General features: G+C 46.5%; 6 protein-coding genes and 4 pseudogenes. All 10 read right to left on the bottom strand.

Translation table 11 applies throughout. The features are described 5' to 3' along the window. Positions 1–308 (bottom strand): annotated as a pseudogene (locus tag AB4Z33_RS29345) (sugar ABC transporter permease); the annotation flags it as partial. Positions 309–611: 303 nt separating this feature from the next. Continuing rightward, positions 612–783: pseudogene (locus AB4Z33_RS29340) on the bottom strand (IS5/IS1182 family transposase); the annotation flags it as partial. Between the two features lie 116 nt (positions 784–899). Then, positions 900–1,022, bottom strand: a pseudogene (locus tag AB4Z33_RS29335) (sigma factor-like helix-turn-helix DNA-binding protein); the annotation flags it as partial. Between the two features lie 54 nt (positions 1,023–1,076). Then, on the bottom strand, positions 1,077–1,976 hold the full coding sequence (locus AB4Z33_RS29330; protein ID WP_442053297.1) for a phosphatase PAP2 family protein: 900 nt from the start codon (positions 1,974–1,976) through the stop codon (positions 1,077–1,079). Positions 1,977–2,013: 37 nt separating this feature from the next. Next, on the bottom strand, positions 2,014–4,296 hold the full coding sequence (locus AB4Z33_RS29325; protein WP_442053296.1) for a glycoside hydrolase family 3 C-terminal domain-containing protein: 2,283 nt from the start codon (positions 4,294–4,296) through the stop codon (positions 2,014–2,016). A gap of 225 nt (positions 4,297–4,521) precedes the next feature. Next, positions 4,522–7,074, bottom strand: coding sequence for a GH39 family glycosyl hydrolase (locus AB4Z33_RS29320; protein ID WP_442053295.1), 2,553 nt, complete (start codon positions 7,072–7,074; stop codon positions 4,522–4,524). Positions 7,075–7,184: 110 nt separating this feature from the next. Next, positions 7,185–8,585, bottom strand: a complete 1,401-nt coding sequence (locus AB4Z33_RS29315; protein WP_442053294.1) for an MFS transporter — start codon at positions 8,583–8,585, stop codon at positions 7,185–7,187. 301 nt (positions 8,586–8,886) lie between these two features. Then, a pseudogene (locus AB4Z33_RS29310) lies at positions 8,887–9,021 on the bottom strand (sigma factor-like helix-turn-helix DNA-binding protein); the annotation flags it as partial. 415 nt (positions 9,022–9,436) lie between these two features. Then, complete coding sequence (locus tag AB4Z33_RS29305; RefSeq protein WP_442053293.1) at positions 9,437–9,703, bottom strand: hypothetical protein; 267 nt, start codon at positions 9,701–9,703, stop codon at positions 9,437–9,439. Then, positions 9,687–10,855: discoidin domain-containing protein (locus tag AB4Z33_RS29300; protein ID WP_442053292.1), on the bottom strand; the 1,169-nt coding region annotated here is incomplete at its 5' end. The genes AB4Z33_RS29300 and AB4Z33_RS29305, both read right to left, overlap by 17 nt.

Below are 10,855 nucleotides of genomic sequence, written 5' to 3'. Positions count from 1 at the left end.
TGTACGAACCGTTTCACGAATACATGCCTGACTTCGCTTAAGATGATGGCGAACAGGATTGGAATCGGATAAGAAAAAATGACTTTCAAAATGCTAAGCACCAACGTATTGCGCACTAGCATCGGAAAATTATAGTCGTTGATGAGCTCCTTAAAGTGAGAGAATCCTGCCCAGGAGCTGCTAAAAATGCCGTCGATGCCAGTTGATATTTTATAATTTTTGAAGGCAATGATGATACCGAACATCGGAATGTAACTGAACACGAGCAGGAACAACAATCCGATCCATACGAATATCTGGAAGGGCAACTGTCTTTTGAACTGCTTTAAAAATATGGATTTCTGAATGGGGTTCGCCTCTCCTTTCGGTCTATTTCGTGCTAGCTAGCTGCGCTGCGACCTCTTGTTTCTCATTATAAAAGCGCATACATTTCATGAAAACGGTTCATTTCGCATAAAATGATGTCCTTTTTCAAGGTGGATCATACGGCAAAAAAAGAACCAATCATTGATGTAATCAATGATTGGTTCTCATAATGTCGAATTTCTCTTTTTGTTTTTTAGAATATTTTTGGAAATTACTAAGGGATATCTTCTTACGCCCTCCGTTCCATCAATGGCTGGACGACCATTATCCTGCGAGTAAAGATGGGGAAACTTTCTCATCGGTGAAGGTGAAGTTGATATGTTTATCAATCTTGCGAAGCATATGATCAACAGGTACTAAATCTTCAATGGATACCAACTCGTACTGTTGTTGCTTATCTCGATTATTGCGTAGCATAGTGACACCATCCGTTCGTATAAGTTATTACCATTATACTATATTAACGCGGTGTCGTCTTAAAAGAAGTGAACTTATGACCTCATCGAAACTAGCGACGAGGCTAACTCTCAATATCACTTCTTCGCCTTATAGAACTCGTGGTATAACATCATCAACGCCCGCTTCTCAATTCGAGAAACGTAGCTCCGGCTAACGCCCAGCTCCTTCGCGACCTCCCTCTGCGTTCGCTCGTCGCCGCTGTGGAAGATTATTCTGTTCAATGCTTCAGGGTTCTTCATTTTGGTATCACATCAGCTAGGAGTCACGTCTTTTGGAAAGTGTCGACTTGAGCCGGCTTGTAAATCCGCATAAAGCTCGATTTTCAACCATTTGCACCATACAATCATGCTGCAAGCCGTAATGAACGCGCCAAACAACACATCGGTAGCAAAATGATCGCCCATCACGATTCTGCTATACGAAGTACAGAGCCCCCATGCAATCGCAATGATAAGCATAGTGTTGCGCCATATTTTAACGAATGGCATGAATAACATCCAGACTAGCATCGTCCATCCGTTAGCTGAATGACCCGATGGAAACGATTTGAACACCTCTGCGGTAACGCCGTTCTTCTGAATGCCATTAGGGAGAAACCAATTGGTAAATTGCGAATAATCACCATTCATGTTACGGAACCGCATTCGCCCCCAGAAAATCTTGAGAACGTTGACCACGATCATTTCCGTGAAAACAATGCCGATACCAGCCCAAGCAGCCATATTGTAAACCTTAATTTTCTCATCTGGAACCCGATTAAGCAGCAGCTGTACAATGACCGATACAATAATGACTGCGACAACACTTGTCAGCAAAACGCTTCCGCCATCCCAACCGAATTGACGCGAGACTCCGATAAAGATCATCCCGATGCCGCCAAGTCCCATAAAAAATGCACTTGCAATTCGAATGGCGAGCTTCCTGGCGAATGATTTATCCCTTGCGTTTCTGAATAAGATATTTCCAGCTATAAAGAAGATCATAAAAGCGGGATGCTCTCCAAAGTTTTCAAAAAAAGCTCCAAATCGGGAATGGGTCTCGTTGTACACGGCTTTAGACAAGCTCATGTCAGCAAAACTAAAGACAAGCATTAACGCTGCCCATCCGAGAAATAAACCAAGCATAAATCGTTTTGAACCTTTTGTCTGCATAACGACCCCTCCATAGTAAGGTATCCTTATCATTACATCAGCTGTGAGTTGCGGGAGCGTTCAATTGGGAGAGCAGATGCTCCAACATTTCATCTGAAAACGCACCTTGGCTGAAGGAAACGAGACTTCGGAGCGGCATCGCACCCAAAGCCGCTTGCATGATCTTTGACATTTTTTCATCCCCCTCGGCAATCCCCATAGACGCTTGGAAATTTTGTGTCAATGCCTGGATCATAGGTGCTGCAGCAGGGTTGTTCATTAGCTCGCCTAGCAAAGAGTTCCGCGTGTACGTTTGGCGCAGCGACACCGTCGATTCTACTTCAAGCAAAGCTTGTTGGAATATATCTCTCGATGAACAGCCAACCATGACTGCAAATTCACCGCTCTCTACATGCCAATCCTTCAGTTCTACATTGTAATAGGCAAAGGCTCTTTTATCTAGATTAAAGGTAACTGTCGTTTGTTCACCCGGCTCCAGATCAACCTTGGCAAACTCTCTTAACTCTTTATCCGGTCGAATCACCGTGCTCACCATATCTTTCACATATACCTGCACGGTCTCTTTCCCGGAACGAGTCCCTGTATTCGTAACGGTCACCTGAACTTCAACCGTTTCCGTATCGTTCATATGCGAACGGCTGAGCTTAAGATTCGAGTAATCGAAGGTTGTATAGCTGAGCCCATGCCCGAATGGGAACAGGGGAGTCATTTTTTTCTTATCATAATAACGGTAACCAACGAAGATGCCTTCCTTGTATACCACTCGATTGCCTTCCCCTGGGAAGCTTAGGAAAGAAGGATTGTCCTCCAGCTTCTCCGGGAATGTCTCCGCAAGCTTGCCGCTCGGGTTTACCTCACCGTAAAGGATATCCGCCAGAGCCCCTCCTATTGCTTGCCCGCCAAAATAGGCTTCAACGATCGCGCTTACCGACGATACCCATGGCATTTCCAATGCGGAGCCGTTCATTAGAACGACGACAACCTTGTTATGAACGGACGCTACGGCTTCAATAAGCTGTTCTTGGTTGTAAGGAAGACGCAGATGCCTGCGGTCAGAAAGCTCGGATTCAAACCCATCAGGTATCCCCGCATAAATAACCGCAATATCTGCTTCCTCCGCTGCTCGCTTAGCCTCTTCCATTAGCCTATTGTCTACCTCTTCAGTATCAAGAATATAGCCTGGTGCATAGGAGAGGTTAGCCGTGTTTGAAGCAAGCTGCTTCATCTCATGAAGCGGAATGTCAACTTGGGTCGGAACGACAATCGCACTTCCGCTGCCTTGGAATTTAGGGTTTTGAGCCATAGCGCCGATGATTGCGACTTTACTGCTTTTCTCGAGAGGGAGTACGCCGTTCGAATTTTTCAAAAGCACGATACTTTCACCCGCTGCTTTACGTGCAAGCCGATGAGAATCCTCTTGATCGAATGAAACATGCTCCTTCTTGTTGTCAACATGCCTGAAGATGAGCTGAACGACCCGTTCAACAGCAAGGTCCAGTACCTCAACCGGCAAGGTTTCATTCTGAACGGCCTGAATGATTTTTTTCTCGCTAAGGCCGTTGTTTCCAGGCATTTCAAGCTCAAGGCCGGCAGCTATTGAATCTGCAATCTGATCCACAGCGCCCCAGTCGGATACGACTACTCCATCAAACCCCCATTCCTTTCGTAAAACGTCGCCTATCAGATATTCCTTTTGCGAGGCATACTGGCCGTTAATCTTGTTGTAAGCCGTCATTACGGTCCAAGGCTGCCCCTTCTTCACGGCACCCTCGAAGCTGGTCAAATAGATTTCATGCAAAGTACGCTGATCAATGCTGGCGTCATAGCTCATCCGGCGATGCTCTTGATTGTTCACGGCAAAGTGTTTCAATGAGGCGCCAACTCCTTGGCTTTGCACGCCTTGGATTTGACTTGCTGCTAATTCAGACGATAAATAGGGGTCTTCGGAGAAATATTCAAAATTTCTGCCGCCAAGGGGAGACCGTTTAATATTGGTGCCAGGCCCAAGAAGTACGGCAACGTCTTCCGCCTGACATACCTCGCCGAGCGCGACTCCTACCTCATGGAGCAATTCACGATTCCACGAGCTGGCTAATGCTGCTGCAGATGGAAAACAAGTCGAGGGAATGCCGTTGCCCATATTTAATCCTTCTGACGAACCGGCTTGTTTATGAAGGCCATTCGGACCGTTAGCAACCATTATCGAAGGGATATCAAGCCGTTCGACACCCTTCAGATGCCACACATCCAAGCCGGAGCACATCCCTGCTTTTTCCTCCAACGTCATTTGAGCTACAAGTTTTCTTGCGTCTCGGTTCATGTTAATTCCCCCAGCTGTTAGATTTGATCCAATTGATACATACAAATTCCAATTATTAATGTTGATGATAGCTCAGCCGACCTTTTAATTCATTCCAAACGACTCGTTCGCCTGTTCCGTTTTCTATTTCGTTATCGCTTACATTCTCATCAGAGGTCAAAACGGACATAAAGAAAAGGAACACCCGCTTCCCGCGAACGTCCCTTTAACCCGCCTTGCCATCTATTAATATTTGCGATTTATAATCAAAAGCCGTATCTCATGAGGCTCCAGAGTCGCTTTCAGCTCGAGAATATCTTGAGCCAATTCGATTCGTGTCCGGTAGCCCGGTTCCGCCCTCCGATGTAAGTGCTGATACCCAGCCGCGGACAACATGTCCGGTCCCCCCATCTCGACCCAGGCGTCGTAAGACGAGCCTTGATTACGATTGATCCATTGCTCTTCTATGACATATTTGCCATTCAAACCATGCAAACGTAGACCCACTTCTTTTACGTCGGTATTCAGGAAAACGCCATAACGTGAGGTCTGCGAAAGCTGAGAATAATCGAATTGGTCATACAGCTCGTTATAATGACAATAATGATAGAAGAGGACCTGATACTCATCCCCTCTCCGCGTTACAATAACGCCTTCCTTCTGCAGGACGATTTCATCCCCGAGCTTAGCAAGGAAAGAAAAGGCATGAAACCCTGCTTTCTTAATTCCGTTGTACGTCATAAGACCAAAGCCGCCGTGAAACAACGGCTGGGGCAGACGAAACTCTTCGTGAAGATCCGTCGCCGTCCAGAAGCCCAGCCCTTCGACATTCTGACCTATCCGCAGCGCCGTACGGACAATGAATGCAGCCATATAACAGGTATCGTGAACAAGGTCACGACAATCGGTATTCGCATTCCATTCGGTAATCCACCTCTCTGACGTCGTCATCGGCAGGATGCTTGACCCTGCAAGCTCTTGTTCGACAGATAATGGGATCGTATTGGCGTCACCGAGACGAACATCGGTAAGCCTGTTCAGTAATTCAGAGTGAAAATGATCGTCAAAATTCGAATCTGCCAGCAGCTCCGCAGCGGCTAGCGACGTTTCTCCCACATTCGTAAAGCGCGATAGATGATAGACGTGAAACGAGTAAAAATCCAGCTTCAAATCATGCTTACGCGCGTATTTGGCAAAATCACGAAGCCACTCTCCGTCTCCAACCATGCTTAGGTTGCCGAAGCCGCCGATCCTCAATCTGGAATCAATTGCTTTCAAGCGCTCGAAGCTTGCACGGAAAAACTCAAAAAACTGCTCGCGTGACCCTTTCCAAAAGACGCCTTCAATATCGGGTTCATTCCAAAACTCAAAGTACCAAGTCGTTACCTCCGCAATACCGTAACGGTTCAGAAGATGCCGAATAAACGCTTCAATCAAATCAAGCCAGCGAACCGTATCTTTCGGAGGCGTTACGTTTGCCTTCCACCAGAAGATTTCACCATCCGAAGATGCAAGCTGAGTCGGCATAAAACCAAGCTCTAGAAAGGGCCTCACGCCCTCGCCGATTAAGTTATCGAGCAGCGTGTCGATATGGTTAAAGTTATAGTACACGCTTCCGTCTGACCGCTCATTATAAATAAGCAGCTCATCTGCGAAAATACCATGAAACCTCACGTATTCAAAACCAATATCCCTTTGCAAAATTCGGAGCTGGTCTCGGAAGTCCGAACGCAGGCCGTGCAATGCGTATCCGAAAGTCATAAGGCGCGTCCACGTATGGCGCAGCTTGTCCGCTCCCGGGATGTCTGTGCGAGCTTCATAAACGACCGAGCGTGCCGGCATAACCTCATGGAACTGTCGTTGATCGACTTCGTTAAGATCTGCATACTTGAACAGCTCGGCCAGTGTCTCCTTGCTGTTAATGCTGAAATAGTCTTTTGGTCTTTCAGAGCTCACATCTACGCTTTGCAACTCGCGAAATACTGTCGGTGTCGTACCGAGCACTTCTCGGAAGACACGGTAATAGGATTTTGCATCGGGAAACCCGTACTCAAGCGCAATTTCCACGATCGTCCGATCCGTCAGCTTGAGCGGTCTTAGAGACTTGTTCAGCCTAATATTCTCAATAAACTTCTTCACCGAAATTCCCATATTGGTCTTAAAATAAGTCGACAGATACGGAGGCGTCAAAAAGAACCGATCAGCAATTTGATTCAAGCTTAAAGACGAATCGGCAGAATGGGCATTAATGTATTTCAATATCTCAAGCAGCCTCTGATCATCTTCACGCACATGCATGTCATTGTTCTGCTCCGGCATGGAGAACCGAGAAGTTAGAATAATAAGAAGATCAAGCAAATGACGCTCGACAAGCAGCCTCTGAGGCTCTTCACGGTTAATGACAACTTTCATAAGAGAAGCTAGCAGCGTACGGATTCTGTCGTATTCCTTCTCTCGAGCCAGGTCGTGATCTCCCGAATTAAGCCGGAATCTCATGACGCCCGTCTCGACGCCAAATCTTCGAAACTGCTCAAGATTGAACTGAAGAATCAATAGATGAGTCCCTTCCTGCTGATCAAGCGAGCGGATAAAATGGATCTCGTTGCGGTTCACAAGGAAGATGTCTCCGACGTTCAGAATCGTTCCTTGCTTATCTATCATGATTTTAATAGAGCCCTTCAGAATGAAGAGAATTTCCGTTTCTTCATGCCAGTGGTACGGAAAAAACTCAACTAATTGGGTAAAGATTTTAATCGGAATATGGCCTTCCTGCTTGATCGTTTCGTAATGAAACTGCATATCCACTGCCCCTTCGACGAATTCACAATGTTACCTTTATCATAGGACATTGTCTAATAATGCGCAAAAAGAACCTCGCTAAAGGAGGTCCTATTTGGACAACTATGCGTTTAAGACTTTTTCTGGGCTCTTTCCTGCAAATCCCGAATGATTCCCGGATATTCCTTGTCCAGCTTGTAATACAGAAGCAATACAAACTGAAGCGCAAACAACAAGAGCGGGATGTAGATGTACAGCGCTTTAATCGATGATAATGCTGCTGCAGACTGGGCGGTCTGACCGCCGACGTATCCACCGAGCGCAAGTGCCCATCCGAGGACACCAGCTCCAAGTCCTGATCCCACCTTAGTGCCAAAACTGCCAGCACTATAGACAAGCCCCTCGGTGCGTACACCGGACTTCCATTCTCCATATTCGATCGTATCTGCAAGCATGGCAAACCCGGATGCAGCGATCGGTGCCATTCCGAAGCCTTTAATAACGGAGCCAGCAATGACGATTGTTAGACTCTCCGGATTGATCATCATAATGAACGATCCAACTATACCAATAACAATTCCGATAAGCATGGCGTTGCGTTTCCCTAGCTTCTTAACCACCGGAGCTAGTACAATCATACCAAGCAGCAAGGGTAAAAACGAAGTCATAGTCAATGTGCCTACCAGATCCTTGTTTCCGAGCACATATTCGGCATAATAGATGTTCGCCCCGCTCGTGCCTTGAATGATGAACATCAGTGTCATGACAACAACCATGATCGCCCAATACTTATTGCGGAACAGTGCCTTTACTCCGACCTTCACCGGAACGTCAATCGGCGTTGAATGTTGAGCGGCTGGCTTTACCCTCTCTTTAGTAGAGCGGAATGTGACATAGAACAGAATCGCGGCAATCGCGCCGTAGATACCGAACGTCATCTGCCAGCCGCGCGGCCCATCTCCCAATGCCTCTACAATTGGCGTCGTAATGACCGATACGAGCACGGCACCCACCATCGCCATCATCATGCGGAAAATATTCAGCAACGATCGCTGGTACTGGTCTTGCGTAATTAAGGAATTCAACGCTCCGTAAGGAACGTTAATTGCCGTATAGAGGATGTTTACAAGATTATAAGTGACGATAATCCAGATGATTTTGCCCGTCATTCCAAAGTCCGGCATCGTAAACAGCAGTACCCCCGATATGGAAAACGGGACGGACATCCATAAAATCCAGGGTCTCGTCTTGCCATGCTTGGATTTCGTCTTATCAATAATAATTCCCATACCAATGTCAGCGAAGCCATCAAGCACCCGAGAGATCAAAATAATGGTACCGACCGTAGCCGCGGCTATGCCTGCGACGTCCGTATAGAAGTAGGTTAAAAACGTTGTCATCGCCGCAAAAACGAGATTACTCGCCAGATCTCCTACGCCATACCCAAGCTTTTCTCCAAATCCGATACGACCTTCGATCGTCTGGCCTGAGGCTGTACGAGCCGAATCAGACGTTTCGATTACTGTATTCATATCCCTTCCCCCTACTGAATTGTTGCCGTTTCTTTTGTTCATTCCAGTTATTAATATTGATCTTAGCTCGAAAGCGCCTTTCATTCATTCCAAAGAACTCGTTCGCCTGTTCCGTTTTCTATTTTGTTATCGCTTTCAATTCGTTCAGGACAAAAGATAAATATTAAAAAAGGGAACAACTAGCTAGACCGAAACTTTTCAGGCAAGATGCCAAAAAGAACCATCCCCCTTTATAATTGAGAGATGGTTCTTTTGATTTTCTCGACAGCCAGACGCCACCTCTACAGGCGGCATCACATGATCACTTCTTCGCCTTGTAAAACTCATGATACAGCTTCATGAGTGCCCGTTTCTCAATGCGCGACACATAGCTGCGGCTTATTCCCAGCTCCTTCGCGATCTTCCGCTGCGTCCGCTCGTCGCCGCTAAGCTCCAAGTGTTCAATTAAATTTTCCAATGAAGTCTGATGACGTCTTAAAATATCAGCTGTTTCAGCTGTAAAGTCTCTCTGATGTGCTTTGCACTCCCTAACTAACTTTATTGCTTCTTTCCCAGCTGATATTTGATGTCGTTCGGGATTTTCACTATCAATTCTGCGCGCCAAGGCATCAGGGTCAATATTTACACTTACAACAAGTCGATCGACAATAAGATTCCGAATTGTACTTAACAAACTCACCTTCACGTGTCATAAACAATGTAGGTACCGTTTGCTTTGGCGTCCAATTTGGCTCTGTCTCTAGTTAATCTTATGAACTTACTTAAATCATGGATTAATGCTCCGTTATACATTTCGGATTTGACTGCTTCGCGCTGCTCCTGTATAACGTCTTTCTGCCGTTCTTGCATAATTAAACTGACAGGCCCGGCAACTGCTTGGATAGCTTCTGCAGCCTACTCTCGATAATGGCTTGCTGTTCAAGCACATCGGACAACATCTCGTACAGCATTTCATTCGTTACCGTGAAGCCGGACTCCGCCTTCAAGCTGCTAAGCTCCTGCCGCTGAGACTGACGCTCGAGCTGGCGTTCTTGAATTTGCTTTGCTTTAAGCCGCTGCGGATCGGCGGGGATGTGGAAGTGGGCTTGCTGCGGTTGCGGGTCACGCTTTTTCGCCATCGGTTATCACCACCTTCATTTGACTGTTACGTTCAAATCCCACCGTTCGCAGCACAAACTCTCCTGGCTCTTCGCTGCTGACCGTGATTGTTCCAACGCCCTCCGTCAGCTTAACCGCTTGCGTCATTCCGTTCATTTCAAGCTGCACTTCCTCGTTAAAAGCAGATTGTATCTGACCTTGCTCATCGGATAAGGTTACGGTTATTGTCATCGTATCCGCTCCGTCATTCGTAATGGTTTGCTTATCAGTTGACAGCATAGCGGCAAAGCCAGCCCCATATCTATTCTCCAGCATTTGCCAGAAGCTGCCGTGTTTGAATTCCAAATATTGATTGTAGTACGAACGGAATTCGATCCCATTGACAGAGTCTGCATTCATTCTCGTTCCAGCAACTTTTGCTGACAATGCACAATTAAAATAGGCATAACCGTCCTCGCCTCTCTGGGCAATAATAAGCCGATTAGGGTTATCATATTGTTTCACAGATAGAGGATACTCTCCCACGGCTAGATTAACAGTTACGTTATTCCAAGCGGATGGGATAGCAGTTGGAATATCTACATACAAATACCCCCATGACGGGAGGTGATAGCCTCCGCCATATATGGTAAACTTCATACCTGCAGCTGCGTTTACAACTGCGATCGTATTATTAATATAGATATAACCGTTTCCGTCATCCGTAATATCTCCTTGCGGTATAACCATCATCCCTTGAAGCCGGGCATTAAGCCCCCAAGGCCGGGTATCGTTTAATGCTTCTTGTTCGATCGCACCGTAATAGCTGCTATATACGGCTATAGCGGATACGGAGGTTGTATCGCCCTCGCTCCGTTCGGTGATCACTAGACGAATATAAGCAGCGCTTGCGGCTCCACTAAAAGGTAAGTAGGTAAACGGCGTATACCCGCCGCCCGGGTGGGTATACACCCGTGTCCATGTCCCGTTATTCAAACTGGCTTCAATATAAAAACCACGAGGAGCTTGAGCTGCATCCGCTCCGTTAGCCGTTCCAAATGACATTCCTTCGATTCCATGATAGGTTTTACCAAGATTAATAGTTAAAAATTGCGGAAGCTGAACCATGCGGTTAATGCTCCACTGGTTCTCTCCGTCGGCAGCATAATGCACCGTAGGACTGCCGGTAAGAT

Origin of the sequence: Paenibacillus sp. 2TAB19, assembly GCF_052115185.1 — a bacterium.
Classification (GTDB): Bacteria; Bacillota; Bacilli; order Paenibacillales; family Paenibacillaceae; genus Pristimantibacillus.
This window is presented reverse-complemented; position numbering and strand designations above follow the sequence as displayed.